This is a genomic window from Sphingomonas sp. AP4-R1, from assembly GCF_013113735.1.
GTDB lineage: Bacteria > Pseudomonadota > Alphaproteobacteria > Sphingomonadales > Sphingomonadaceae > Sphingomonas_I.
Window position 1 is genome coordinate 3,926,425 of sequence record NZ_CP053346.1, and the last position, 25,177, is coordinate 3,951,601.

The 25,177-nt window shown below is 66.6% G+C and carries 21 protein-coding genes; 8 read left to right on the forward strand and 13 right to left on the reverse strand.

Annotated features, from left to right (window positions below; translation table 11 throughout):
• Nucleotides 1–40: 40 nt before the first annotated feature.
• On the forward strand, nt 41–3,535 hold the full coding sequence (dnaE, locus tag HL653_RS17910; protein WP_171747082.1) for a DNA polymerase III subunit alpha: 3,495 nt from the start codon (nt 41–43) through the stop codon (nt 3,533–3,535).
• Between the two features lie 204 nt (nt 3,536–3,739).
• Here the strand turns inward: dnaE and HL653_RS17915 are convergent, their stop codons facing one another.
• The 7 genes from HL653_RS17915 to HL653_RS17945 all read right to left on the reverse strand — a co-directional run bounded on the left by HL653_RS17915 (nt 3,740) and on the right by HL653_RS17945 (nt 13,169).
• Nucleotides 3,740–4,039: a DUF4919 domain-containing protein gene (locus HL653_RS17915; protein WP_171745717.1), complete on the reverse strand. Its 300-nt coding sequence runs from the start codon at nt 4,037–4,039 to the stop codon at nt 3,740–3,742.
• A 254-nt stretch (nt 4,040–4,293) separates the two neighbouring features.
• Nucleotides 4,294–5,538 (reverse strand): DUF445 domain-containing protein, encoded by a 1,245-nt coding sequence (locus HL653_RS17920; protein WP_253718138.1) that lies wholly within the window; start codon nt 5,536–5,538, stop codon nt 4,294–4,296.
• 55 nt (nt 5,539–5,593) lie between these two features.
• On the reverse strand, nt 5,594–8,743 hold the full coding sequence (locus HL653_RS17925) for an efflux RND transporter permease subunit (protein ID WP_171745718.1): 3,150 nt from the start codon (nt 8,741–8,743) through the stop codon (nt 5,594–5,596).
• A gap of 10 nt (nt 8,744–8,753) precedes the next feature.
• Nucleotides 8,754–9,911 carry an efflux RND transporter periplasmic adaptor subunit gene (locus tag HL653_RS17930; RefSeq protein WP_171745719.1) on the reverse strand — a complete coding sequence of 386 codons (1,158 nt, stop codon included), beginning with the start codon at nt 9,909–9,911 and terminating at the stop codon, nt 8,754–8,756.
• Nucleotides 9,912–9,991: 80 nt separating this feature from the next.
• On the reverse strand, nt 9,992–10,909 hold the full coding sequence (locus HL653_RS17935) for a 50S ribosomal protein L11 methyltransferase (RefSeq protein ID WP_171745720.1): 918 nt from the start codon (nt 10,907–10,909) through the stop codon (nt 9,992–9,994).
• On the reverse strand, nt 10,899–11,612 hold the full coding sequence (locus HL653_RS17940; protein WP_171745721.1) for an SDR family NAD(P)-dependent oxidoreductase: 714 nt from the start codon (nt 11,610–11,612) through the stop codon (nt 10,899–10,901). Before HL653_RS17940 ends, HL653_RS17935 begins: the two co-directional genes overlap by 11 nt.
• 210 nt (nt 11,613–11,822) lie before the next feature.
• A complete protein-coding gene (locus HL653_RS17945; RefSeq protein ID WP_253717019.1) occupies nt 11,823–13,169 on the reverse strand; it encodes a methyl-accepting chemotaxis protein in 1,347 nt (448 codons plus the stop codon).
• Nucleotides 13,170–13,326: 157 nt separating this feature from the next.
• On the opposite strand from HL653_RS17945, the gene sdhC reads away from it, so the two are divergent.
• The 3 genes from sdhC to sdhA are packed head-to-tail and all read left to right on the forward strand — an operon-like array spanning nt 13,327 to nt 15,913.
• Entirely contained in the window at nt 13,327–13,743 is a 417-nt protein-coding gene (gene sdhC / locus HL653_RS17950) for a succinate dehydrogenase, cytochrome b556 subunit (RefSeq protein WP_171745722.1), read from the forward strand.
• Nucleotides 13,743–14,129: a succinate dehydrogenase, hydrophobic membrane anchor protein gene (sdhD, locus tag HL653_RS17955; RefSeq protein ID WP_171745723.1), complete on the forward strand. Its 387-nt coding sequence runs from the start codon at nt 13,743–13,745 to the stop codon at nt 14,127–14,129. The genes sdhC and sdhD overlap by 1 nt, the downstream gene beginning before the upstream one ends.
• Entirely contained in the window at nt 14,126–15,913 is a 1,788-nt protein-coding gene (sdhA, locus tag HL653_RS17960) for a succinate dehydrogenase flavoprotein subunit (protein ID WP_171747085.1), read from the forward strand. Before sdhD ends, sdhA begins: the two co-directional genes overlap by 4 nt.
• 86 nt (nt 15,914–15,999) lie before the next feature.
• Here sdhA and HL653_RS17965 read toward each other — a convergent pair whose 3' ends face one another.
• The 4 genes from HL653_RS17965 to HL653_RS17980 form a co-directional block, all read right to left on the reverse strand.
• Nucleotides 16,000–16,305 (reverse strand): hypothetical protein, encoded by a 306-nt coding sequence (locus HL653_RS17965; RefSeq protein ID WP_171745724.1) that lies wholly within the window; start codon nt 16,303–16,305, stop codon nt 16,000–16,002.
• Between the two features lie 97 nt (nt 16,306–16,402).
• The gene (locus HL653_RS17970; RefSeq protein ID WP_171745725.1) at nt 16,403–16,783 is read right to left on the reverse strand and encodes a type II toxin-antitoxin system VapC family toxin; all 381 of its coding nucleotides are present in this window, start codon (nt 16,781–16,783) and stop codon (nt 16,403–16,405) included.
• A complete protein-coding gene (locus HL653_RS17975; protein WP_171745726.1) occupies nt 16,783–17,055 on the reverse strand; it encodes an AbrB/MazE/SpoVT family DNA-binding domain-containing protein in 273 nt (90 codons plus the stop codon). The genes HL653_RS17970 and HL653_RS17975 overlap by 1 nt, the downstream gene beginning before the upstream one ends.
• 42 nt (nt 17,056–17,097) lie before the next feature.
• A complete protein-coding gene (locus HL653_RS17980; protein WP_171745727.1) occupies nt 17,098–17,832 on the reverse strand; it encodes an SDR family NAD(P)-dependent oxidoreductase in 735 nt (244 codons plus the stop codon).
• 237 nt (nt 17,833–18,069) lie between these two features.
• On the opposite strand from HL653_RS17980, the gene ettA reads away from it, so the two are divergent.
• From ettA to HL653_RS17995, 3 genes are read left to right on the forward strand one after another with little or no spacing between them, the layout of a single operon-like run.
• Complete coding sequence (ettA, locus tag HL653_RS17985; RefSeq protein WP_171745728.1) at nt 18,070–19,749, forward strand: energy-dependent translational throttle protein EttA; 1,680 nt, start codon at nt 18,070–18,072, stop codon at nt 19,747–19,749.
• A 14-nt stretch (nt 19,750–19,763) separates the two neighbouring features.
• The gene (locus tag HL653_RS17990) at nt 19,764–20,177 is read left to right on the forward strand and encodes a ribose-phosphate pyrophosphokinase (protein ID WP_171745729.1); all 414 of its coding nucleotides are present in this window, start codon (nt 19,764–19,766) and stop codon (nt 20,175–20,177) included.
• Between the two features lie 55 nt (nt 20,178–20,232).
• Complete coding sequence (locus HL653_RS17995; protein WP_171745730.1) at nt 20,233–21,681, forward strand: amidohydrolase family protein; 1,449 nt, start codon at nt 20,233–20,235, stop codon at nt 21,679–21,681.
• Here HL653_RS17995 and HL653_RS18000 read toward each other — a convergent pair whose 3' ends face one another.
• Entirely contained in the window at nt 21,682–23,091 is a 1,410-nt protein-coding gene (locus HL653_RS18000; protein ID WP_171745731.1) for a M20/M25/M40 family metallo-hydrolase, read from the reverse strand.
• Between the two features lie 69 nt (nt 23,092–23,160).
• Nucleotides 23,161–24,021, reverse strand: coding sequence for an AraC family transcriptional regulator (locus HL653_RS18005; protein WP_216599898.1), 861 nt, complete (start codon nt 24,019–24,021; stop codon nt 23,161–23,163).
• Nucleotides 24,022–24,192: 171 nt separating this feature from the next.
• Between HL653_RS18005 and HL653_RS18010 the strand changes: the two genes are divergently transcribed.
• Nucleotides 24,193–25,152 carry an SDR family NAD(P)-dependent oxidoreductase gene (locus HL653_RS18010; protein WP_171745733.1) on the forward strand — a complete coding sequence of 320 codons (960 nt, stop codon included), beginning with the start codon at nt 24,193–24,195 and terminating at the stop codon, nt 25,150–25,152.
• Nucleotides 25,153–25,177 lie beyond the last annotated feature (25 nt).

Consider the following 25,177-nt stretch of genomic DNA (forward strand, 5'->3'; position numbering starts at 1 on the left):
GATGCTCGCTTCTGCGGGGCATCGCGCCTACATTCCGCGCATGGCCGTCCAGAGCTTCGTGCCGCTCCGCATCCTGTCCGCCTTCACGATGCTGGAAGGCGCCATCGACCCGAAGGCGATCGCCTCACGGGTGAAGGCGCTCGGCTATCCGGCGGCGGCGATCGTGGATCGCAACGGCCTCTATGGTTCGATGGCGTTCGGCGATGCCTCGAAGAAAGCGGGCGTCCAGCCGATCATCGGCACATTGCTGGCGGTGGCCCGACCGGGAACGGCGGACGGCAAACCGCCGACGATCGACTGGCTCGCGCTCTACGCGCAGGACGCACAGGGCTATGACAATCTCTGTTCGCTCGTCTCCGCCGCGCATCTCGACCGGCCGGTGCAGGAGGATGCCCACGTGCCGCTCGATCGGCTGGAGGGGCGCACCGACGGCCTGATCGCGCTGACCGCTGGCGGCGAGGGCGCGCTCGCCCGGCTGCTCGCGGGCGAGCAGATGGATGCGGCCGCCCGCTATCTCGATCGCCTGCAGGCGCTGTTTCCGGAGCGGCTCTATATCGAGCTGTCCCGCCGTGGCGACGCGGCGGAAGAGGCGGCCGAAGGGGCGCTGATCGATCTCGCTTATGCGCGCGATCTGCCGCTGGCGGCGACCAACCCGGCCTCCTATGCCGAGCCGGGCTTCCACGCCGCGCATGACGCGATGCTGTGCATCGCCGGCTCCGCTTATGTGGATTCGGACGATCGCGTGAAATCCTCGCCGGAGGCGTGGATCAAGCCGGCCGAGGCGATGAACGCTTTGTTCGCGGATCTGCCCGAGGCGCTGGCCAACACGCTCGTCGTCGCCCAGCGCTGCGCGATCGCGGCGCCCTATCGCAAGCCGATCCTGCCCAGCCTCGCCGGCAATCGCGAGGCGGAGGCCGAGATGCTGCGCGAGGATGCGCGCAAGGGCCTCGAGGCCCGGCTCGCGCGCAAGACGCTGACCGAGGAGGAGCGCGCCTCCTATTTCGCGCGGCTGAAGTTCGAGACGGACGTGATCGTCCAGATGGGCTTTCCCGGCTACTTCCTGATCGTCGCCGACTTCATCAAATGGGCGAAGGATCGCGACATTCCGGTGGGGCCGGGGCGTGGATCCGGCGCGGGCTCGGTCGTCGCCTGGGCGTTGACGATCACCGATCTCGATCCGCTCGAACTGGGCCTGCTGTTCGAGCGCTTCCTCAATCCCGAGCGCGTCTCGATGCCGGACTTCGACATCGATTTCTGCGAAACGCGGCGCGGCGAGGTGATCCAGTACGTCCAGCAGAAATATGGACGCGGACAGGTCGCGCAGATCATCACCTTCGGGCGCCTGAAGGCGCGCGCCGTGCTGAAGGACACCGGCCGCGTCCTGCAGATGAGCTATGGCCAGGTCGATCGACTGGCCAAGCTCGTCCCCAATCATCCCACCGATCCCTGGACCTTGCCGCGCGCTCTTAACGGCGTGTCTGAACTGGCCAAGGAAGTGGAGAGCGACGAACAGGTGAAGCGCCTGTTCGATCTGGCCTGCCAACTGGAAGGCCTGCCGCGCCACAGCTCGACCCACGCGGCCGGCGTGGTGATCGGCGATCGCCCGCTCGACCAGCTCGTGCCGCTCTATCGCGATCCGCGTTCGGATATGCCCGTCACCCAGTTCGACATGAAGTTCGTCGAGGGTGCAGGCCTCGTGAAGTTCGACTTTCTCGGCCTGAAGACGCTGTCCGTGCTACAGAAGGCGGTGCAGTTCCTCGCGCGGAAGGGCGTCACCGTCGATCTCGGCGCATTGAGCGTCGACGATCCGGACGTCTATGCCCTGCTCCAGCGTGGCGACACGGTCGGCGTGTTCCAGCTGGAATCGGAGGGCATGCGCCGCACGCTGGCCGCGGTGCGCCCCACCAATTTCGGCGACATCATCGCGCTCGTCTCGCTCTATCGGCCGGGTCCGATGGACAACATCCCGATGTTCGGCGACCGCAAGAATGGCCGCGCCGAGATCGAATATCCGCACCCGCTGCTGGAAGGCATCCTGAAGGAGACCTACGGGATCTTCGTCTATCAGGAGCAGGTGATGCAGGCCGCGCAGATCCTGGCCGGTTACTCGCTGGGCGACGCCGATCTTCTCCGCCGCGCGATGGGCAAGAAGATCCAGGCGGAGATGGACGCCCAGCGCAGCCGCTTCGTCGAGGGCTGCGGCCGGCAGGACATCGGCGCCGAGAAGGCCAACGAACTGTTCGATTTGATCGACAAGTTCGCGGGCTATGGCTTCAACAAGAGCCACGCGGCGGCCTATGCGCTGCTCGCCTATCAGACGGCGTGGCTGAAGGCGCATCACAAGCCGGAATTCTTCGCGGCTTCCATGTGTTACGACATGGCGTTGACGGACAAGCTCAACATCTGGGTGGACGATGCGCGCCGCTCCGGCGTGGATCTGCTGGGCCCCGAGATCAATTCGGCCGAGGCGGAATTCTCGGTCGAGGACGGTGCGGTCCGCTATGCGCTCGGCGCGCTGAAGGGCGTGGGCGAGAAGGCGATGGAGCAACTCGTCGCGGAGCGCCGCTCGAGTGGCCCCTTCAAGAGCCTCGACGATTTCGCCGAGCGCGTGGATCCGCGCCTGATCAACCGCCGCCAGCTGGAGGCGCTGGCCGCGGCCGGTGCGTTCGACGCGCTGGAAAAGGACCGCGCGGGCGTGTTCGCGGCGGCCGAGTCGATCCTGGCCGAGGCCGCCAAGGCGCACGAGCAGCGCGAGACCGGGCAGGGCGGCCTGTTCGGCGGGCCCTCCGAGGCGGCGCACGCGCATATCCGGCTGGCTACCGGACAGCGCTGGTCGGTCGCGGAGCGGATGGGCGCAGAGAAGGACGCGTTCGGCTTCTATTTCTCGGCGCACCCCACCGATCGCTTCCGCCATGTGGCGCAGGGCGAAGGCGCGCGGCCTTATGCCCAGATCATGACGATGTCGGTCTCGTCCGAGCCCGAACGCGACGATCGCGGCCGGCCGACCGCGCGGCCCACCGCCAAGCTGGCCGTGCTGGTGGAAGGGGCGGCCTGGCGCACGTCCGCGCGCGGCAATCGCTGGCTGCTCGCCACCTGTTCCGACCAGACCGGCCAGTTCATGGTCAGCGTGTTCGACGAGCCGGTGGGGATCGAGATGGAGGCCGCCGCCAAGTCGGGCGCGTGCCTGCTGGTGACGGCGGAGCTGGATCGCCGTCCGGGCGAGGAGACTCCGCGTCTCACCGCGCGGGCCACCCGCCCGCTGGACAGCCTCGTCGGCGGGGCTCGGCTGCGGATGGAGGTGGAACTGGCGGATCCGGGCGCGCCCGCCGCGCTGGCCGGTCTGTTCGCCGACGCCAAGGGCGGCCGCAGCGAGATCGATCTGATCGCGCATGTCGAGGGGCAGGAGATCCGCATCCGCGTGGGCCGCGACTATCGCGTCGATGCCGAGCTGGCGGCGCGCGTGGAGCACATGCCGGGCATCGCTGCGGCGCGGCTCGCCCCGCTGGAGCCGCCGAGGCTGGCGCTGGTCAGCTAGAACGGCGGCCTACGACGGTGACGTGAAGGCAAAATCCCTCCCATCGTCATTCCCGCGAAGGCGGGAATCCATGGACAGGGGGGCGATCAAGGACGTGCATTAACAGCGGCGACCACATCCATAGATTCCCGCTTTCGCGGGAATGACGGCTGTGGGCGGGGAACGACCGTCTTCTTCTAGGCGACTTATATGGTTGGTTGCCGTTCAGAATTCTGGATAGAAGCTGCTAATGTCGAACCAAACTTCACGAGCGTCACCGGCCTCATTGGTCGCCTGGAGCATATCAAAAGGCTTCTTTTGAACGACCAATGATTGAGACTGAACTTTCAGTCCTAAGGCGGCGGCTATCTGGTATTCCTCTTTGACGCTGGAAACCTTGAAGGCTGTAGCAGGTGTCAATCCATCACCCTTAGCCATGATCTTCTGGATGTGTTTCGAAGTTGGAACCGGCTGCGCACCGCTCGCCGTTGAAATCAAAAGCGCGACGACAACGGCTTTATGCATTGATACCCCCTACGAAAGCCCAAGTTGACGAGATTACCGGCCAGGGTCAACGATCGCTCGTGGTGCCGGGCTCGCCACCTCTGAACGCCGACTTATGAGGCGAAAGCCGCCGTTGATGATTCCGCCCCCGGCCTGATCCGGAATCACACGTCTTCTTTTGCGGGGCCGCAGAGGAAGCGGGACCCCGGATCAAGTCCGGAGTGACGAGGTTCGGTTTAGGTCCACAAGCGCGCGTCGGCCGCCGCTGATGCGCCTCACCCGATCGCCAGCGACACCGCATAGATCACGAGGCCGACCAGCCCGCCCACCAACGTCCCGTTCACCCGGATATACTGCAGATCCCGGCCCACCGCCGTCTCCAGCCGCGCGGTGACGGTGCTGGCGTCCCAGCCCCGGATCGTGTCCGACACCAGAGCCACGATCCCGTCGCCATAGGCCGCGACGATGCCCACGGTGGCGCGGCGGGCGAAGCGGTTGACGGCGATCCGCAGGCGCTCGTCATTCTGGAGCGTCTCGCCCGTCTGGCGCAGCATCTCGCCGAAGCGGCCCGCCATCGCCTGCTGCGGATCGCGGACGGCGCGCAGGATGGCGCCCCGCGCATTCTGCCACATCCCGTCCAGCCAATGCCCGACCGCCGGATTGGCGACCATCGCGTCGCGGAAGCGGTCGACGCGCTCCTGCATTTCGGGCTCATGCTGGAGCCGCTCGGCGAGGTGCTGGAGCGCCTCCTCCGCCTTCGCACGCAGCGGGTGATCGGGATCGTCGGCCACGTCCGCGAGCAGCTTGAACAGGCCTTCGAGGATCTTGGTCGAGAGCGTCTCGTCGAGCCCGGTCCAGCGCAGGATCGATCCCGCGCGCTCGTGGATCATCTTGCGGAACAGAGGCTCGTTCGCATCCAGCGTGCGGCCGATCCAGTCGATCGCGCCGTCGATCAGCGGACGGTGGCGCCCTTCGGCCATCGCCGCCGCCAGCAATTGCCCGGCGAGCGGGGCGAGTTTCATGTCCTTCAGCCGCTGGACGGCAATACCCTTCACCATCCCGCCCAGCCGCTCGTCGGCCAAGCCCTCCAGCAACGTGACCACCAATTTGCCGCCGCGCATCTTGCCCGAGGGCGGGCGGGCGAGCAGGCGGCCGACGCCGGCGGCGATGTCCAGCCGCTGCATCCGCCGCGCGACGACGCTGGGCGTGAGGAAATTGGAGCGCAGGAAGGCGGCGAGGCTGTCGCCGATCCGATCCTTGTTGCGCGGGATGATCGCGGTGTGGGGTATCGGCAGGCCGAGCGGGTGACGGAACAGAGCCGTCACCGCGAACCAGTCGGCCAGCCCGCCGACCATCGCCGCCTCGGCGAAGGCGCGCACGAACGCCCAGGCGGGATGACGCGGGACGAGCAGGGTGGAGACGACGAACAACAGCGCCATCGCCAGCAGCAGCCCGGTCGCGACCGCGCGCATCCGGCGGAGCGGGGACGGGGTGGCGGTTGCTCGGGCGGGCGACATCATGAGCAGGGAATGGGCGACGGCATGTCCGAAGACAATCACCGTCGCGCCCGAAGGTTCATTCCGCCGCGTGCGGCGCTCCGTGCGGGGGCGCGTGTTCGCCCCCGCTGGTGAGGCCCTTGCTGAGCTTCGGGCCCAGCCATTTCTCTAGCCCGTCGGCCAGACTGAAGCCCGCCGGCACGATCAGCAGCGTCAACACGGTCGAAAGGACCAGGCCGCCGATCACGGTGACGGCCATCGGCTGGTTGAACGATCCGTCGGCGCCCAGCGACAGCGCGGTGGGCATCATGCCCGCCACCATCGCCACCGTCGTCATCACGATCGGCTGCGCGCGCTTGTGCCCGGCGTCCACCACCGCCTCGGTCAGCGATCGCCCCTGTCGCATCTCCTCGATCGCGAAATCGATCAGCAGGATCGAATTCTTCGCGACGATGCCGAACAGCATGAGCAGGCCGATGAAGACGGGCAGCGAGATCGCCATCCCCGCCACCGACAGCGCGATCAGGCCGCCGAGCGGCGCCAGCAGCAGCGACCCCATGTTGACGAAGGGCGGCATCACACGGCGATAGAGCAGAACCAGCACCGCGAAGACCAGCAGCACGCCGGCAACCACCGCCAGCATGAAGTTGGTGACGAGTTCCTCCTGCCACTTGGCCTGGCCGGCCGGCGAATAATGGACGCCTTCGGGCAAATTCTTCATCGCGGGCAGCGCCATGATCTTCGCGCGCTCGTCCCCCGCGATCGCGCCGGGGGCGAGATCGGCGCTGATCACCACGCGCCGCTCCTGATTGAAGCGCTGGATCTGCGACGGGCCCGCCCCGAAGCCGATTTCGGCGACCACGCTCAGCGGCACGCTGCCGCCGCGCGATGTCGGCACCGGCAGGTTCTGGATCGTCGAGAGGCTGCGGCGGCTATTCTCGTTCAGCACCACGCGGATCGGGATCTGACGATCGCTGAGCGAGAATTTGGCGGCGTTCTGATCGATGTCGCCCAGCGTGGCGATGCGGATCGTCTGGCTCAGCGCCTGCGTCGTCACGCCCAGATCCGCGGCGAGATCGACGCGCGGCTTGATCGTGATTTCAGGGCGCGGGAGATCGCCGTCGACGCGCGGCGCGCGGACGCCGGGCAGCGCGCGCATCTCGTCCACCACCTTCGAGGCGGCAGAGTTCAGCAACGCGGGATCGTCACCCGCGAGCAGGATCGAGAGGTCGCGATTGCTGGTCTGGTCGCTGTTCTGCGACTGGAAATAGATGCGCCCGTCGGGGATCTGGTTCAGCAGCGGCGCCACCTCACGCTCGAACTCGAAGCTCTTGCGCGTGCGATCGTCCTTCAGCGTCATCGAGATCGTCGCCTCGCCGACATCGACATAATCGACGGCGGTGGCCACGTCCGGCTGCGCCTTCAGGATCTTCACGACCTTCTCGGCCACGTCGCGGGTCTGCTCCAGCGTCGTGCCGGGCGGCATCGTCACGGTCACGCGGCTGGTGTCCTGATCCTGCGGCGGCATGAAATTCTTGGGCAGCATCACGAACAGGGTGATCGTGGCCAGGAAGGCGACGAAGCCGAAGCCCATCGTCCACCAGCGATGATCGTAGCGCCAGGCGAACAGGCGGCTGAGGCGGCTGCCCTGCTTGCGCGCGGCATGCGCCTTGCTGTCGTCGATCGTCCAGTGGAGGACGCGCATATAGACGTCCATCAGCCAGCCCTCGCCGTGGCTGGCCTCGCCGTGCGATTTCAGGAAATAGGCCGCGATCATCGGCGTGATCAGGCGCGCGACGAGCAGGCTCATCAGCACCGCGACGACGACGGTGAGGCCGAAATTCTTGAAGAACTGCCCGGCGATGCCCGGCATCAACGCGACCGGCAGGAAGACCGCCACGATCGAGAAGGTCGTGCCGACCACGGCGAGGCCGATCTCGTCGGCGGCGTCGATCGAGGCCTGATAGGCGGTTTTGCCCATCCGCATGTGGCGGACGATATTCTCGATCTCCACGATCGCATCGTCCACCAGCACGCCGGCGACGAGGCTCAACGCCAGCAAAGTCATGAAATTGAGCGTGAAGCCCATGATGCTGAGGACGAGGAAGGTGGGGATGGCCGACAGCGGAATGGCCAGCGCCGAGATGAGGGTCGCGCGACGATCGCGCAGGAACAGGAACACGACGGCCACGGCGAGGACCGCACCCTCGACCATCGCGCGCATCGCGCCCTTGTAATTCTCGGCCGTATATTTGGTGGAATTGAAGCGCTGGATGAAGTGAATCTTGGGATTCTCCTTCTCCAGCTGCGCCAGCACCTTCACCGCATTATCGTAGACGGTGAGGTCCGAGGCGCCGCGCGAGCGGAGGATGCCGAAGCTCACCACCGACTTGCCGTTCATGATCGCCAGATTGCGCCGCTCGCCATAAGCGTCGCGCACGTCGGCGATGTCGGCGAGCTTCACCGAGCGGCCATTGGCGAGCTGCACCTGGGTCTGCCCCAGCGCATAGGCGTCGCGCGCATTGCCCAGCACGCGGACCGATTGCTCGGCACCGGCAATCTCGGCGCGGCCGCCGGCGGCGTTCAGGTTCATCGCGCGCAGCTGCACGTTCACCTGGCTGGCGGTGACGCCCTGCGCCTGCATCTTGGCGGGATCCAGCACGACGCGGATCTCGCGATCGACGCCGCCCCGGATCTGGACGCTCTGCATCCCCTCGATCGCCAGCAGGCGGCGCGAGACGATATTCTGGGTGTACCAGGAGAGCTGCTCCATGGTCATGTCGGTCGTCTCGACCGACCAGTTGGCGAGCGCGCCGCCATTCACCTTGGCGCGGATGATCTGCGGTTCGAGAATGCCGTCCGGCAGCTGGCCGCGAATCTGCGAGATGGCGTCGCGCACGTCGGTAGTCGCGCGATCCACCGGCGTTTCGATCGTGAACTGGACGAACGTCTCCGAGCTGCCCTCGGAGATGGTCGTGTTGATTTCCTCCACGCCCTCCAGATTTCGGACCGCCGCCTCGATCCGCTGCGCGACCTGCGTTTCCAGTTCGGTCGGCGCGGCGCCGGGCTGGGTGATGACGACGACGACGCCGGGGAAGGTGATCTCCGGATTCTGGTTGACGTCCATCCGCATGAACGAGACCCAACCGGCCAGCGTCAGCGCGAAGAACAGGACGATCGAGGGAATCGGGTTCCGGATCGACCAGGCGGAGATGTTGCGGAAGTTCATGCGCGTCGCCTCAATGGCCGGCGAGGACGGGGGTCACCTTGTCGCCCGGATTGAGGAAGGCGCCGGCCGACGCGATCACCCGTTCCCGGCCGATGAGGCCGGAGGCGATGCTCACCCCGCGATCGTCGACCCCGCCCACCGTGACGTCACGGCGCGAGACGCGATTGTCGGAGCCCACCACATAGACGAAATTGCCCTTGGGATCGGACAGCACCGCGCTCTCCGGCAGCAGCGGCAACTCCTGGGGGCTCCCGCCGAGATCGATGCTGGCGAAACCACCGGGGCGCAGCTCGGTGCGGAACGGCAGCGCCACGCGCACCGTGCCCTGGCGGCTGTTCGGATCGATCACCGGCGAAATCTGCCAGATCTTGCCTTCGATCTTGAGCGCCGTGCCCACCGGCGTCACGATGGCGGGATTGCCGACAGCCATGTGCGCGAGATCGGACTCGGCGATGCGTGCCTGCACTTCCATCCGGCCGTCCTCGGCGATCCGGAACAGCGCGCCCGAGGCGGCGCCGACGATCTGGCCGGCTTCCACCGTGCGGGTGAGGACGAGGCCGGCCGCAGGAGCGCGGATGTCCAGCCGGCCGATCAAAGCGCGCTGCTGGCCGAGCTGCGCCTGCGCCACCGCGACGCGCGCATTGGCCGAATCCAGCGCGGCCTGCTTGGAATCGATGTCCGCCTGCGAGACGAAACCATTGGAAACGAGCTTCTTGGCCCGATTGAGATTGGCGAGCGCGAGGGCCGCATCGGCGCGGGACTGATCGATCTGGGCGCCCATCGCGGCCGCCTGCTGCGTCTGGACGGAGCGATCGACGATCGCGAGGATCTGGCCGGCCTTCACCCAGTCACCGGCCTCGACCAGGACGCTGCGAACGACGCCGCCTTCGCCGGCGATGCCGACGGGCTGGTCGCGCCGCGCGCCGATCGTGCCGGTGGCGCGCGTGCTGGCCGCGATCTCGCTGCGGCCCGGAACGATATAGGTCACGCGCTGGAGCGCGGAATCGCCGCCCGCTGCCTTCGGTTTGCGGTGGCTGACATAATAGCCGATCGCGATCGCCACGATCACGACCGCGACGAGCGCGATTATCAGCTTCCGGCGCGAGCGGGCCGGATCGAGAGCTTCATAATCGGCAACGCTGCCGCCGATGCCCGATTCCATGTTCATCTGCTTCCATCCCCGCGCCCCGGACCCCCCTGAGGCGCCATAGTGTATTATGGCAATACATCACTTGTCGCAAGCCATCTTTACGCCTGTCGCGTCAGAACCAGCGTGGGCCAGTCGCCGCGCTGGAGTCGTTCCGACAGACGGAAGCCGCACGCCTCATAGGCAGCGACGACGGCCTGTTCCTGGTCGGCGAGCAGGCCCGCCAGCATCACTCTCCCTTCGCGCCCGATCTGGCGCGCAAATCCCGGGGCCAGCTCGATCAGCGGGCCGGCCAGGATATTGGCGATCAATAGATCGAAAGGCCCGGTTCGGGCAATATCCGGATGATCCACTCCGGGGCAGGCATGGAGAGCGATCGCCCCGGCCGGGATCGCATTCACGGCCATATTGGCGCGAGTCACGTCGATCGCGATCGGATCGATGTCCGCCGCGAGGATGGCGGCATCCGGCCAGGAAGCCCGCGCCGCGAAGGCGAGCAGGCCCGTGCCGGTGCCGATATCGGCCACGTTCGCGAACGTGAGGCCGTCGGTCGCCAGCCGGTCGAGCATCTCCAGGCAGCCGGTGGTCGTCTCGTGATGGCCGGTGCCGAAGGCGCGCCCCGCCTCGATCAGGAAGGGGACGGCGCCCTCCGGCGTCTCGCCGGCGTGGGCGCCGGTGAAGACGTGGAAACGGCCGGCGCGGATCGGGGTGAGGAAAGCCTGGCTCTTCGTGACCCAATCCTCGTCCTCCAGCCGGGCGATGGCGGGGGCCTCGGAGGTGCCGGGGGCGAGCGCGCGGACGACCGCGATCAGTTCGGCCGACGGCTCACCCTCGACATAGACGTCGATCAGCCACGCATCGGGCTGTGCCGGGTCCGGTTCGCTCGTCATCAACGTCGGCAGCGGATCGAATGCGTCGAGCGCGGGCGCGTCGTCGATCAGCGCATCGGCCTCGGCGCGGGTGCAGGGGAGGGTGATCTTCCAGCTTTCGGGGGACTGGACCTGCCATTCAACGGACATAGCTGGCTCCATTGATGTCGAGCACCGCGCCGGTCATCGAAGGCGGGGCCGTGAGGGAGAGAAAGCGCACCGTCTCCGCCACCTCGGCGGGCAAGGCGACGCGGCCGAGCGGAATGTCGGCGAGCAATTTGTCGCCGCCGCGGCTGGCGAGATAATCGTCGGCCATGCCCGTCATCGTGAAGCCGGGGCAGACGGCGAAGGCGAGGATGCCCGCGCCCGCATAAGCGCGCGCGATCGTCTTGGTCATCGCGACCATGCCGCCCTTGGAGGCGGCATAGTGCCAGTGGGCCGGGCTGTCGCCGCGATAGGCGGCGCGGCTGGCGACGTTCACGATCCGGCCGCCGGCGGCGCGCTCCTGAAAGTGGCGAACGGCGAGGCGGCACAGTTCGGCGGACGCGGTGAGATTGATCTGCATCGTCCGCTCCCAACCCGAAAGCCAGTCGGCATCGGGCAGGTCGAGCGGCGTGGCTTCGAAGATGCCGGCATTGTTGACGAGGATGTCGATCCGGCCGTCAAGACGATCGAGCGCCTCGGCCCAGAGCGCACCGGCGGCACCCGGCTGCGAAAGATCGGCGGAAATCCGGTCGCTACCGGCGCGCGTGCCGTGGCCGATCACGCGAGCCGAGGGCGCGAGCGCCTCGACGATGGCGGCGCCAATCCCCCGGCTGCTGCCGGTGACGAGAATGTGAGGAGCATCAGACATGGCCGCGCGCATAGGGCCGGCCCGCATTTTCCGCCAGAGAGGGGAATTATCCCACCCGATCCCCTAACGTCCGCTCGCCCTGAGCCTGTCGAAGGGCCGTACTTCTTCTCAGGCATCAGTTGCTCAAGGAAGGACGGTGCTTCGACAGGCTCAGCACGAACGGGAATGAGGCTCAGACCAATTCAGCGTTCTTCCGAAGGGGTGAGGGGATCACCCCAGCCGGGCGATGAACTCGATCGCGTTGGCTTCCAGCGTCGTCAGCTTGCCGTCCACGTCCCGGAAGCCGGTGTCGAGATCGTCGATGCTGCCGGCGAGATTCTCGGTGCCGGAGCGGATCGCGGCGATCGTGCCTGACATGGCATCGGCGGCGAGCGCGGTTTCGTCCACGGCGGCGGTGATCATCGTCACGGTCTGCGCCTGCGTCTCCATCGCGGTGCGGATGCGCTCGGCCGAGGTCTGCACGTCGCCGATCGTGGCGCGGATCGATCCGTTGGCCTCCACCGTCTGGCGCGTGGCGATCTGGATCGCGCCGATCTTGGCGGCGATGTCGTCGGTGGCGCGAGCGGTCTGGTTGGCGAGGCTCTTCACCTCCTGCGCCACCACGGCGAAGCCACGCCCCGCATCGCCCGCGCGCGCCGCCTCGATCGTGGCGTTGAGCGCGAGCAGGTTGGTCTGGCCGGCAATGTCGCGGATCAGGCCCAGGATCGATTCGATCGCATGGGCATGTTCGGACAGCGCCGTGCTGACCTCGACCGCCTTCTTCGATTCGTTGCCCGCGCGCGTGGCGATGCCGGCGGCGACCTCCACTTCGTTGCGCGCATCCTCGATCGCGCGGATCAGGCCGGCGGCGGTCTGCGCGGCCTCGCGCATGGCGATCGCGGACTGTTCGGCGGCGGCGGCCACTTCGGAGGTCTTGCCCAGCATGCCGCGTGCCGAACCGGACGCGTCAGCCGTGCGGCGGCGCAAATCCTTCGATCCGCCCAGCGCGTCGTTGAGCAGGGTGCCGACCGTCTCGCGGAAGGTGGCGCCTTCGGCGGCGCGCGTTTCGCGCTGCTCGATCGTCGCCTTCATGGTGAGGCGCAGCGTCAGGAGATCGAGCTTCACCGCCAGAAGGGTCATGAGTCGATCGGTCGTCATGCGGACGAACTCGGCATCCTCGGCGAACGTCTTGCTCACCGCCTGAGCCGCCGCGGAAATCAGCCGCGACAGGATTCGGCTGGAAACAGCGGCGGGAATGCGCCGTTCCATCGTGCTTTCGTCATCCAGCGCGGCCGCGTAGCGGAACCAGTCGGCATTTACGGGCCGCGTGAACAGATCCAGCAGCGCGCGATCGGTATTGCGGCGCACGTCAGGACCATAAGCCTCTGATTCGGGCTGCATATCGTGGCGGATCAGTTCGCCTTCGGCATAGACGGCGTCGCGCATGACCGGGCCGGCCTTGCTCCAGATGGTCGCGAGATCGGCGCCGAGCCGGCCATTGTCGCCATAGATCGAGCAGCGGCGATCGAATTCCTCCTGCCCGATGTCGCCGATTCCGGCGTGGGGATGCTGGCTCATGTCCATCGTCGAAACCTCTGCGGCGCTGTCTTCCGCTCGTTCCTAGCGCGCCAATGGTAAACGCGCGGTTATGGCTTTGCCGCAGGTGCGAGCAGATGATTGCAGTCCGCTCTCATTGGTCTAAAGGGCACGGGCAGAAAGCCCAAAAGGAGGAATAATGGCGCGCAATCCGGCAAGGCCGCTATCGCCGCATCTGACGATCTGGCGTTGGGGTCCGCACATGCTGATCTCGATCCTGCATCGCGTGACGGGCGACGGGCTGGCCATCGGCGGCGGCGTCCTCTTCATCTGGTGGCTGGCCGCGCTGGCCGGCGGCGAGGCGAGCTATGCGCGCTTCGTCGATCTGATGACCTCCGATGCGACCGGCCGGCTGAACCTGATCCCCGCGCTGATCCTGATCGGCATGACCTGGGCTTTCTTCCAGCATATGTGCTCCGGCATCCGCCACCTGTTCCTGGATACGGGCGCGGGCTACGAGCTGAAATCCAACCGCACCGGCTCGCTGATCGCGATGACCGTCGCACTCGCCCTGACCGTGCTGGTCTGGGGCTTCATCCTGACGCGGGGGCACTGATGGGTTCGGGTACGGGTATCGGCCGCGTTCGCGGTCTGGGATCGGCCAAGAGCGGCGTCCATCACTGGTGGATGCAGCGCGTGACGGCAGCGGCGAATCTGCTGCTGGGCATCTGGCTGGTCGCATCGCTGCTGCGGCTGCCGCTCTATGATTATCGCGCGCTGATGCTGTGGCTGTCCTCGCCCTGGGCGAGCGTGCCGCTGATGCTGGCGATCCTCTCGATCTTCTATCACCTGCGCCTCGGCCTGCAGGTTCTGATCGAGGATTACCTCCACGATTACAGCCGTTTCGGCGCGATCGTGCTGCTGAACTTCTACGCGATCGGCGGCGGTGCGCTCGCCCTCTTCTCGGTTCTCAAGATCGCCCTTGCCGGAGCTTCTGCCTGATGTCCGCCTATCAGATCGTCGACCATGTCTATGATGCGGTGGTCGTGGGTGCCGGCGGCTCTGGCCTGCGTGCCACGATGGGCTGCGCCGAAAAGGGCCTGAAGACCGCCTGCATCACCAAGGTGTTCCCCACGCGCAGCCACACTGTGGCGGCGCAGGGCGGCATCGCCGCCAGCCTGGGCAACAACACGCCCGATCACTGGACCTGGCACATGTACGATACCGTCAAGGGATCGGACTGGCTGGGTGACCAGGACGCGATCGAATATATGGTGCGCGAGGCGCCCGCGGCCGTGATCGAGCTGGAACATGCCGGCGTGCCGTTCAGCCGCAACGACAACGGCACGATCTATCAGCGTCCGTTCGGCGGCCACATGCAGAATATGGGTGCCGGCCCGCCCGTGCAGCGCACCTGCGCCGCCGCCGACCGCACCGGCCACGCCATGCTCCACGCGCTCTATCAGCAGAGCCTGAAGTATGACGCCGACTTCTTCGTCGAATATTTCGCGCTCGATCTCATCATGGAGAATGGCGAGTGCAAGGGCGTGATCGCGCTCTGCATGGAGGATGGCAGCATCCACCGCTTCCGCAGCCACGCCGTCGTGCTGGCGACGGGCGGTTCGGGCCGCACCTATTTCTCCGCTACTTCCGCGCACACCTGCACCGGTGACGGCGGCGGCATGGTGCTGCGCGCGGGGCTCCCGCTGCAGGACATGGAGTTCGTCCAGTTTCACCCGACCGGCATTTACGGCGCGGGCGTGCTCATCACCGAGGGCGCGCGCGGCGAGGGCGGTTACCTCACCAATTCGCAGGGCGAGCGCTTCATGGAGCGTTATGCCCCGTCGGCGAAGGATCTGGCGTCGCGCGACGTCGTCAGCCGTTCGATGGCGATGGAGATGCGCGAGGGGCGCGGCGTCGGCAAGAATGGCGACCACATCTTCCTGCACCTCGACCATATCGATCCCAAGGTGCTGGCCGAGCGCCTGCCGGGCATCACCGAGACGGGCAAGATCTTCGCAGGCGTGGACCTCACGCGCCAGCCGCTGCCCGTCACGCCCACCGTCCATTACAATATGGGTGGCGTGCCCTGTAACTATCATGGCGAAGTCGTCACGCTGCGCGACGGCAATCCGGATGCGGTCGTCCCCGGCCTGTTCGCGGTGGGCGAGGCGGCATGCGTCTCGGTGCACGGCGCGAACCGCCTCGGCTCCAACTCGCTGATCGATCTCGTGGTGTTCGGTCGCGCGACCGGCTTCCGCATCGCGGAGCTGGTCCAGCCCCACGCCAAGCACGGCAAGATCGTGACCGAGGCGGACGAGAAGGCGCTGGCCCGCCTCGATCATTATCGCAATGCGAGCGGTTCGACGCCCACCGCCGAGATCCGCCTCAACATGCAGCACACGATGCAGAAGCATTGCGCCGTGTTCCGCGACAGCGCGCTGCTGGGCGAGGGCCAGACCAAGATCGACAGCATCTACACGACGCTGTCGGATGTCGGCATCAAGGATCGCTCGCTGATCTGGAACACCGATCTGATCGAGACGCTGGAGCTGGACAACATGCTCCCGCAGGCCGTCGTGACGATGCACTCCGCCGAAAACCGCAAGGAAAGCCGCGGCGCGCACATGCACGAGGATTTCCCGAACCGCGACGACGCGAACTGGATGAAGCACACCATCTCGTGGTTCGATCAGGGCAAGGTGACGCTCGATTACCGCCCGGTCCACGATTACACGCTCACCGACGAGGTGGAGTATATCAAGCCGAAGGCGCGCGTTTACTGAGCCGCGACGGACGTTTGCAGAAAAAGGGAAGGGCGCCCCGGTCTGGCCGGCGGCGCCCTTTCTTTTGAGATCGAAAGCGCGGGCGCTCAGTTATTCTGAGGGTCGTGCTTCTGGTGATGGATGTTGGCGCTCGCCGCATTCTGGCGCGCCGTCAGCCGCGCCCGCTCCGCCGGACTCATGCCGCCGGTGACGCGCGCGCGATGCTCGGCATGCGCGATGCGGCCCTGTTGCCGCTCCAGCTTCGCTGCTTCGTGCGGTGTGAGCGATCCGTTGCGGACGCCATTGTAGATGCGGTCCTGCTGGTTGTGCTGGCGGGCATTCACCTGCGCCATTGCGGGCACCGCGGCGGCGGTCATCGCGCCCAGCGCGATCAGGGTGGCAACGGTCTTCATGATCAAGCTCCTCTACGATTACCGAGGGCTTGAACGCACGAGCGGCCGAAATCCGTCGCTTCCTGTCTTCGGCGGCTGCCTTGGAAGCGCGAAGGATTCAGGCCAACTCGATCGGAATAAGCGCATCCCGCCTCTTCGCCAGATCGCGATCGAACGTCACGAAGGCCTCCGATCCACGGGCCGCGACGAGGTGGATCACGTCTGCAATATCGGCACCCGCCCGGTACAACGCGATGGCTTGGCGAACGCCGACCTCGTCCGTGACAATGATTCCGGGGACGTCGAGCAACCGCGAGAGCGTCGCTGCTGTAGGGTCACGGCCCATCCGATAGCGCGAGCTTAGCACCCAGGCGGTTTCCAGCAACACGGTGAGCGGTACGAACACACCTTCGCTAACGATCTTTTCGGCGCATCGGCTTTGATCGGGATCATCGTCGACGATCAACCGAATGAGGATGTTCGTGTCGATCGCCTTCATCAGATATCGGTGCGCTCACGCATCATCTGATCGATCGATTCCTTCCAATCTGCGTCACGATAAATTGGGCCGTCCCATTTGACCGTCGCCCTGAGCCGGGCAACCGCCTCGTCGAATGACAGCTCACTCTTCTTCATGGCACGCCTCAGCACGAGCCCCTCGGCCGTCTCCACCACATCGAGCGTCGTGCCCGGCTCCCACGCCAGACGATCCCGCACATCCTTCGGGATCACCACCTGGCCCTTGGCCGAGAGCTTGGTCCGCGCGTTCATTCCGGTAAGATACGTCTTACCGGGATGAACCGCAACGGATCCTCAGATCGAGAAGCCGCCGTCCACGTCGATCAGCGCGCCCGTGATCAACGAGGCCTCGTCGCTGGCGAGGAAGGCCGCGACATTGGCGATCTCGTCGACATGGCCGTAGCGGCCGAGCGCCATGCGCTCCTTCAGATAGTCCGAATGAGGGCCATCGGCCGGGTTCATGTCGGTGTCGACCGGGCCCGGCTGGATGACGTTGACGAGGATGCCGCGCGGGCCGAGGTCACGCGCCCAGCCGCGCGCCATCTGCGCCACCGCCGCCTTGGTGGCGCCATAGAGCGCGCCGCCCTGACTGGGCATCGTATGCGCGTTGACGCTGCCGATGATGAGGATCCGGCCGCCGTCGCGCAGATGCGGGAAGGCGGCGGTGGTGCCATTGAACACGCCTTCGACATTGACGTCGAAGATTGTCCGATAATCCGTCTCGTCCACCTCTCCGAGCGGCCCCATCACGAGCACGCCCGCGCTGTGGATCAGGATATCGATCCCGCCGAGCACGGCGGCGGCCTGCTCGATCGCGGCCTTCACCGCGGCCGGGTTTCCGGCATCGGCCTGGATGGCGAGCGCCCCGGCGCCGAGATCCGCCACCGTGGCGTCGGCCGCCGCCTTGTTACCCGCATAGGTGATGACGACCCGCGCGCCGTCCGCCGCGAGGCGGCGTGCGATCGCGGCGCCGATGCCGCGCGATCCGCCGGTGACGATGGCGGTCTTTCCCGTAAGACGATCCGACATGAAATCCTCCATTTGCTGCTCGCCCGAAAGCGACGGTCGCTATCTAGGTGTCGTCGAATTTCCACGAAATGGGCATAATGATGGACGATGATTTCGATTATCTAGAAAAGACGGCAGCACCCCTCCCGGCATTTGACGACCGCCGACGCGCTTCCCATGTTTGCCAAGCACGGGGCCAGCGGCTAACCGGCAACCAGCCTTTTCACCCGATCCATCCTGTCCGGAGCCTCGCCCCGTATGTCCGCCCAATATGCCTTCGTCATGAAGGACATGACCAAGTCCTTCCCCGGCGCGCCCAAGCCGGTGCTGAGCAACATCAACCTGCAATTCTATCAGGGTGCCAAGATCGGCATCGTCGGCCCCAACGGCGCCGGCAAGTCGACGTTGATGAAGATCATGGCGGGCATCGACAAGGAGTTTTCGGGTGAGGCGTGGCCCGGCGAGAATATCACCGTCGGCTATCTGGCGCAGGAGCCCGAGCTGGATCCGGCGAAGAGCGTGCTGGAAAACGTCAAGGACGGCGCGCGCGGCGTGGCGGACATGGTCGATCGCTTCAACGCCATTTCGGCCGAGATGGGCGATCCCAAGGACGACACCGATTTCGATGCGCTGATGGAGGAAATGGGCGTCCTTCAGGAGAAGATCGACGCGGTCGACGGATGGACGCTCGACAACCAGCTCGAGATCGCCATGGAGGCGCTGCGCTGCCCGCCCGGTGACTGGCCCGTCGACAAATTGTCGGGCGGCGAGAAGCGCCGCATCGCGCTCACCCGCCTGCTGATCCAGAAGCCCTCGATCCTGCTGCTGGACGAACCCACCAACCATCTGGATGCCGAGAGCGTCCAGTGGCTGGAAGCGCATCTGAAGGATTATCCGGGCGCCGTCCTGATGATCACCCACGATCGCTACTTCCTCGACAATGTGGTGGGCTGGATCCTCGAGATCGATCGCGGCAAATATTTCCCGTACGAGGGCAATTACTCGACCTATCTCGACAAGAAGGCCAAGCGCCTCGACCAGGAGGAGCGCGAGGAGAGCGGCCGCCAGAAGGCGATCAAGGACGAGCTGGAGTGGATCCGGCAGGGTGCCAAGGCGCGCCAGACCAAATCGAAGGCGCGTATCGCCAAGTTCGAGCAGCTGGTGGAATCGCAGAAGAACCGGACCCCCGGCAAGGCGCAGATCGTGATCCAGGTGCCCGAGCGTCTCGGCGGCAAGGTGATCGACGTCGAGAACATCTCGAAGAGCTTCGGCGACAAGAAACTGTTCGAAGGCCTGTCCTTCATGCTGCCGCCGGGCGGCATCGTCGGCGTGATCGGCCCGAACGGCGCGGGTAAATCCACCCTGTTCAAGATCCTGACCGGGCAGGAAACGCCCGACACGGGCACGGTCGAGGTGGGGTCCACCGTGCGGATGGGCTATGTCGACCAGAGCCGCGACCATCTCGACGCCAAGAAGAACGTCTGGGAGGAAGTGTCCGAAGGCCACGATTATGTGAAGGTCAACGGCCACGACATGTCGACCCGCGCTTATGTGGGTGCGTTCAACTTCAAGGGCGCCGACCAGCAGAAGAATGTCGGCAAGCTCTCGGGCGGCGAGCGGAACCGCGTCCACATCGCCAAGATGCTGAAGCGTGGCGGCAACGTGCTGTTCCTCGACGAACCGACCAACGACCTCGATGTCGAGACGCTGGGCGCGCTGGAAGAAGCGATCGAGAATTTCGCGGGCTGCGCCGTGGTCATCAGCCACGATCGCTTCTTCCTCGATCGCCTCGCCACGCACATCCTGGCGTTCGAGGGCGACGGCCATGTCGAATGGTTCGAGGGCAATTTCGACAGCTACGAGGAAGACAAGCGCCGCCGTCTGGGTGACGCCGCCGACCGGCCGGGCTCGAGCGCCTACAAGAAGCTGACGCGCTAAGAGGAGTCGCTCCGATGGCCATTGAAACGCTGTCGGAGTGGCTGGAGGCCGAGGGGATCGTACCGGTCGAGGGGCCGGGCACGATCGCCGACGTGGCGCGGGTGCGGGCCATTCTCGTCGCCGCGGCGAAGCGGGGCGAGGCCGTGAGCTATTCGGAACTGCTGGGGCTGCTCGGCCACCGCTTCACGCGGCCGAAGATGCGCGCCGTCTGCAAGACGCTGGACGCGATCGACACGCAAGCGGCGGAGCGCGGCGAGCCCGAACTGGCGGTGCTGGTGGTGCGCGAGAGCGATCGTCTGCCGGGGCAGGGCTGGTGGACGGGCGCGGTCGAGACGCGCGGCTATCAGGGCGCGTGGACGGGCGCCGAGGCGCAGGCCTTCGTTGCTGGACTCCAACAGATCGCCTTCCATCACTGGGCGCGCAACTGAGCGTGCGGATCACGCCGGCGCCGCTCGCGAATGGAAAGAAAACGGAGAGGGACGCATGAAGGCTTTGCTGTGGGCGTCTGCCGCCGTCGTATTTTCGGTAAGTCCGGCACAAGCTGCCGTCGGTCATGCCGACATGATGATCCGCCACGTCACCGTGATCGATGTCGAACATGGCGAGTCGATCGCGGATCAGGCCGTCGTCTGGCGCGGCGGTGAGATCGTCGCGGTCGGACCCGATGCCGGTGTCGCTAAGGACTGGCGCGCGCGGGGATCGATCGAGGGCAGGGGACGCTTCCTGATTCCCGGCCTGTGGGACATGCATGTCCACTTCGGCGGCGGCCCTGATCTGGTCGACGAGAACAAGGCGTTGCTGCCGCTTTATATCGCGAACGGCATCACCACGATCCGCGATTGCTCGGGCGATCTGCCCGATCAGGTGCTCGCATGGCGCGACGCAATCGCGAAGGGCACGTTGTTCGGTCCCCGGCTGCTCACCTCCGGCGCCAAGATCGAGGGGGTGAAGCCGGTCTGGAAGGGAACGATCGAGGTCGGCACGCGCGCCGATGCGGACGCCGCCGTCGCCCGGCTCCAGCGGGATCGCGTGGATTTCGTGAAGATCACGGACAGCACGCTCGATCCTCAGCTGTTCCTCTATTCGGTGACGCAGGCGCGCAAGGCCGGCTTGCGCGTGTCCGGCCATATCCCGATGGCGCTCACGATCGGTCAGGCCGTCGATGCCGGCATCAGCTCGATCGAGCATATGGATTATGCCTACAAAGCGGGCGTGAAGGACGAGGCGGCGATCGCGGCTGACTTCGCCGCAGGCCGGATCGATCGCGCCGAGGCGAACCGGCGCATCGATGCAGGCTTCGATCCCGCCACCGCCATGGCCTCCTATCATGCGCTGGCCGCGCGGGGCGTGTTCGTCACGCCAACGTTGAACGGCAGCCGGATTCTCGCGCATCTGGACGATGAAGATCACGGGACGGATCCCTATCTCGCCTATATCGGGCCGGGACTTCGCAAGACCTATGACTGGCGCATCCAGCGTGCCGCGCAGGCGACGCCGGCCGAAATCGCCGCGCGCCACGCGCATTTCGATCATATGGCTGCGATCCTGCCGATGCTGCAGGAAGCGGGCGTCACGATCATCGCCGGCACGGATGCCGGCTTCCTCAATTCGTTCAACTATCCGGGCGCTGGTCTGCACGATGAGCTGGCGCTGTTCGTGGAGAAGGGCCTGACGCCCGAACAAGCGTTGTCTTCGGCCACCCGAGCCGGACCGGCATGGTTCGGCCAGCTGGATCGTTATGGTGCGATTGCGCCCGGCAAGGTGGCGGATCTGGTCCTTCTGGATCGCAATCCGCTGAATGAGATCGGCGCGACGCGTGCGATCCATGCCGTCATCCTCGGCGGCAAGCCTTATGACCGTGCCGCGCTGGATGCGATGCTGAGCAAGGCGCGCGCACAGGTCACGCGCTGGAACGCCGCCGACGCGAGTTGATCAGCGTTCCGGCGCGGGTGCCACCGGGGCCAGTTGCTCCGCATCCTCGGCCGCGATCGCGAGCATCGCCGTCCACGCCGCGACATTCTGGCGCAGCTGGGCGGGATCGACCTTGTCGAGCGTGTCGTCGGCGGTGTGGTGGATGTCGAAATAGCGGGTCGCGTCCTGATGGAGATCGATCACCGGCGCCCCCGTCACCTGCGCGATCGGTCCCACATCCGTGCCGCCATGCGCGCGTGCGCTGCCGCGCGTGATGCCGAGGGGCGCGAGTGCGAGCGCGATCCGGTCGGCCAGCGGCGCCTTGGGATCGGCGGCGGTGAAATCCACCTTCCACACGCGATCCGCGCCGCTGTCGCTTTCGCCGACCAGCACATGTTTTTCGCCCGCATGCGCCTTGGCATAAGCGTCGCCACCGAAACCGCCCGGCTCCTCCGCGCCGAACCAGACGATGCGGATCGTGCGCCGGGGTTTGCCCGCCGCCATGATCCGCTTGGCCGCCGCCGTCACGATCGCGAGGCCCGAGGCGTCGTCGATCGTGCCGGTGGCGAGATCCCAGCTGTCGAGATGCCCGCCGACCAGCACGATCCCGGCCTTGGGATCCCGGCCCGGCACTTCGGCGATCACGTTGCCCGACGTGCCCGTGCCCGCCATCCCCGCGCCGATCGAAAGGTGGAGCGTCACCGGCTTGCCGCGCTCCAGCACGCGCGCGAGCTGCTCGGCATCGGGCACGCTCAGCGCGGCGGCGGGGATGGCCTTCGCGCCGTTCACCCAGGTCTGCACGCCGGTATGCGGCACGCGGTGATGATCGGTGCCGATCGAGCGGATCACGATCGCGAGCGCGCCCTTCTGCGAGGCGATCGAAGGCCCCGTGCGCCGGATCGCGCCGATCTCGCCATAGGAGCCGCCATCCTGCTGGGCGGCCATATGATGGTTCACGAACACGATCTTGCCCGCCACGGCCGATGCGGGCGCCTTCACCAGCGCATCGAGCCCGTCGAAGGCCGCCACCTCCGCCGTAAGGCCGCCGGCTGGCGTGCCGCTGCTATTGCCGAGCGCCGCCACCGCCAGCTTCTGCGGGAAGGGAGCGACGATCTCCGCCGTCTCCTCGCCGCGCTGCCAGACGGGCATGGTGAAGGTCTCGACATGGACGTTGGCGAAACCCTGCCGCTTCAGCTCGGCCACCGCCCACTCGCGCGCGCGCGCCTCGGCCGGGGTGGCGGCGAGGCGCTGGCCGACCTCGGTGGTGATGCCCTCCAGGATGTCCCACGCCGTATCGTCCTGAAGGGCGGCTTCCCGCAGCGTCGCCGGATCGGGCGAGGCGGCGATAGCCGAAAAGGCGATGGTGGAGGTGCCGAGCAGAGCAGCCGCCGTGAAGAGAAAGGGAGTGCGGGCGAGAGGGCGTTTGATCATGCCCGCAGGCTCGCCGTTCCGGTTAATAAGTCAAGCTTTTCCGCCACCGAAACGATTGGCGGAAGGCGCTCAGACGGCGGCGATCGCCTCCCGCATCCTCGCCATGTCGCGCACGGGTGGGGCGCCGAACTGCCGTGCATAATCGCGGCTGAACTGGGAGGCGCTTTCATAGCCCACCGCATGCGCCGCGCGCGCGGCATCGGGCTGCGTGGTGAGCAGGCGGCGCGCGGTCTGCAGCCGCAGCGCCTTCTGAAACTGGAGCGGGCTCATCGCCGTCACCGCCTTGAAGTGACGATGGAAGGAGGCGATGCTCATCCCCGCGATCGTCGCCAGAGCCTCGGTGCGCAGCGTCTGGTCATAATGGCGGCGGATCCAGTCGATCGCGCGATGGATCTGCCCCAGCCGGCTATTCTCCTGGGAAAGGGCGCGCAGCATCGGGCCATGGCCGCTGCGGAGCAGGCGATACAGCACCTCGCGTTCGCGCGTGGGGCCGAGATAGGCGATGTCCTCGGGCGCATCGAGCAGCGCCAGCAGGTGGTCCCACGCTTCCAGAAGTTCGCGCGTCACCGGCGCCACCCCGAAGCCGCTGACCGGCGCGGCGGGCGCCGGGGGCAGATCGGCCAGCAGGCTCGCCAGCGCCTCGCGATCCAGCCTCAGGCTCGCCACCACATAAGGCGCATCCGGCGTGGCTTCGACGATGCAGCCGGTCGCGGGCAACTGGATCGAGGCGACGAAGGAGGTGGCAGCATCGTAGCGCAGCACCTGATCGCCGATATGCACCTGCTTCGCGCCCTGCAGCACCATGCAGACCATCGGCTCGTACACCGACAGACTCGGCGGACTTTCCTCGCGCGCGACACCCATGCTGACGCGCGGCAGCGGCGTTTCCAGCCGCATGCCGTCCGTATGGCGCTGCACGCGCCGGCTCATTCGATCGAGCAGATCCTGCATGGCGCCAAGATCATATGCCCGGCGCCATCGCGCAAGCCGCTGATAGGATCGGGCAAGAGATCGATACGATCGGGCGAGGGCCGTGGCCCGCCTTTCCCCATCTGACCGGCGCGGCGGCCGGGCTGCCGCGCCACATGATGAGGAAGCAACATGACCAGCAATTTCGGGGCGACATCGACGACCGATGAGGTGCTCGCCGGGATCGATCTGAAGGGCAGGCGCGTGCTCGTGACGGGCACGTCGGCCGGCCTGGGGATCGAGACGGCGCGCGCGCTCGCGGCGCATGGCGCCGATGTGGTGGGCGCGGCGCGCGATCTCGCCAAGGCGGAGGCCGCGACCGGCGTCGTCCGCGATGCGGCGAAGACAGCCGGCGGCCGCTTCTCGCTGATCGAACTGGATCTCGCCTCGCTCGCCAGCGTGCGCGCGGCGGCGGATCGTCTGGTGGCGGACGGCACGCCCTTCGATATCGTGATCGCCAATGCGGGCGTGATGGCGCCGCCCTTCGGCCATACCGCCGACGGCTTCGAAACCCAGTTCGGCACCAACCATCTCGGCCACTTCCTGTTCGTGAACCGGATCGCCGGGCTGATCCGCGAGCGGCTCGTCAACCTGTCCTCGGCCGGGCATCGCTTCTCGGACGTCGATCTCGACGATCCGAATTTCGAACATACGCCCTATGATCCGTGGGTCGGCTATGGCCGTTCGAAGACGGCCAACATCCTGCTCGCGGTGGAATTTGATCGTCGCCACAAGGATCGCGGCGTGCGCGCGGCGGCGGTGCATCCGGGCGGCATCCGCACCGAATTGGGACGCCATATGACCGAAGAGGCAATGGAGGCGCTGGTCGTCTCGCTCAACGAATCGAACGCTGCCGCCGGCCTGCCACCGTTCGAGTTCAAGTCGATCCCGCAGGGTGCGGCCACCTCGGTCTGGGCAGCGGTGCGGGCCGAGGCGGAGGCCGTCGGCGGCCGTTATTGCGAGGATTGCCACGTCGCCTCGATCACGCAGGGCGAGGGCCTCCGCGACGGTGTCCGCACCTATGCGCTCGATCCCGATCGGGCTAAGGCGCTATGGGCGCTGAGCGAGGAAATGGTGGGCGAGCGCTTCTGATCGGCGCATGACCGGAAAGGCGAGG

Coding starts and splice junctions, on each gene's coding strand:
- HL653_RS17990 (WP_171745729.1), top strand. CDS start 19,764: ATGGCCATTGAAACGCTGTCGGAGTGGCTGGAGGCCGAGGGGATCGTA.
- HL653_RS18000 (WP_171745731.1), bottom strand. CDS start 23,091: ATGATCAAACGCCCTCTCGCCCGCACTCCCTTTCTCTTCACGGCGGCT.
- dnaE (WP_171747082.1), top strand. CDS start 41: ATGGCCGTCCAGAGCTTCGTGCCGCTCCGCATCCTGTCCGCCTTCACG.
- sdhC (WP_171745722.1), top strand. CDS start 13,327: ATGGCGCGCAATCCGGCAAGGCCGCTATCGCCGCATCTGACGATCTGG.
- ettA (WP_171745728.1), top strand. CDS start 18,070: ATGTCCGCCCAATATGCCTTCGTCATGAAGGACATGACCAAGTCCTTC.
- HL653_RS17925 (WP_171745718.1), bottom strand. CDS start 8,743: ATGAACTTCCGCAACATCTCCGCCTGGTCGATCCGGAACCCGATTCCC.
- HL653_RS17975 (WP_171745726.1), bottom strand. CDS start 17,055: ATGAACGCGCGGACCAAGCTCTCGGCCAAGGGCCAGGTGGTGATCCCG.
- HL653_RS17995 (WP_171745730.1), top strand. CDS start 20,233: ATGAAGGCTTTGCTGTGGGCGTCTGCCGCCGTCGTATTTTCGGTAAGT.
- sdhD (WP_171745723.1), top strand. CDS start 13,743: ATGGGTTCGGGTACGGGTATCGGCCGCGTTCGCGGTCTGGGATCGGCC.
- HL653_RS18005 (WP_216599898.1), bottom strand. CDS start 24,021: ATGAGCCGGCGCGTGCAGCGCCATACGGACGGCATGCGGCTGGAAACG.
- HL653_RS17930 (WP_171745719.1), bottom strand. CDS start 9,911: ATGAACATGGAATCGGGCATCGGCGGCAGCGTTGCCGATTATGAAGCT.
- HL653_RS17945 (WP_253717019.1), bottom strand. CDS start 13,169: ATGAGCCAGCATCCCCACGCCGGAATCGGCGACATCGGGCAGGAGGAA.
- HL653_RS17935 (WP_171745720.1), bottom strand. CDS start 10,909: ATGTCCGTTGAATGGCAGGTCCAGTCCCCCGAAAGCTGGAAGATCACC.
- HL653_RS18010 (WP_171745733.1), top strand. CDS start 24,193: ATGACCAGCAATTTCGGGGCGACATCGACGACCGATGAGGTGCTCGCC.
- HL653_RS17970 (WP_171745725.1), bottom strand. CDS start 16,783: ATGAAGGCGATCGACACGAACATCCTCATTCGGTTGATCGTCGACGAT.
- HL653_RS17980 (WP_171745727.1), bottom strand. CDS start 17,832: ATGTCGGATCGTCTTACGGGAAAGACCGCCATCGTCACCGGCGGATCG.
- HL653_RS17965 (WP_171745724.1), bottom strand. CDS start 16,305: ATGAAGACCGTTGCCACCCTGATCGCGCTGGGCGCGATGACCGCCGCC.
- HL653_RS17920 (WP_253718138.1), bottom strand. CDS start 5,538: ATGATGTCGCCCGCCCGAGCAACCGCCACCCCGTCCCCGCTCCGCCGG.
- HL653_RS17940 (WP_171745721.1), bottom strand. CDS start 11,612: ATGTCTGATGCTCCTCACATTCTCGTCACCGGCAGCAGCCGGGGGATT.
- HL653_RS17915 (WP_171745717.1), bottom strand. CDS start 4,039: ATGCATAAAGCCGTTGTCGTCGCGCTTTTGATTTCAACGGCGAGCGGT.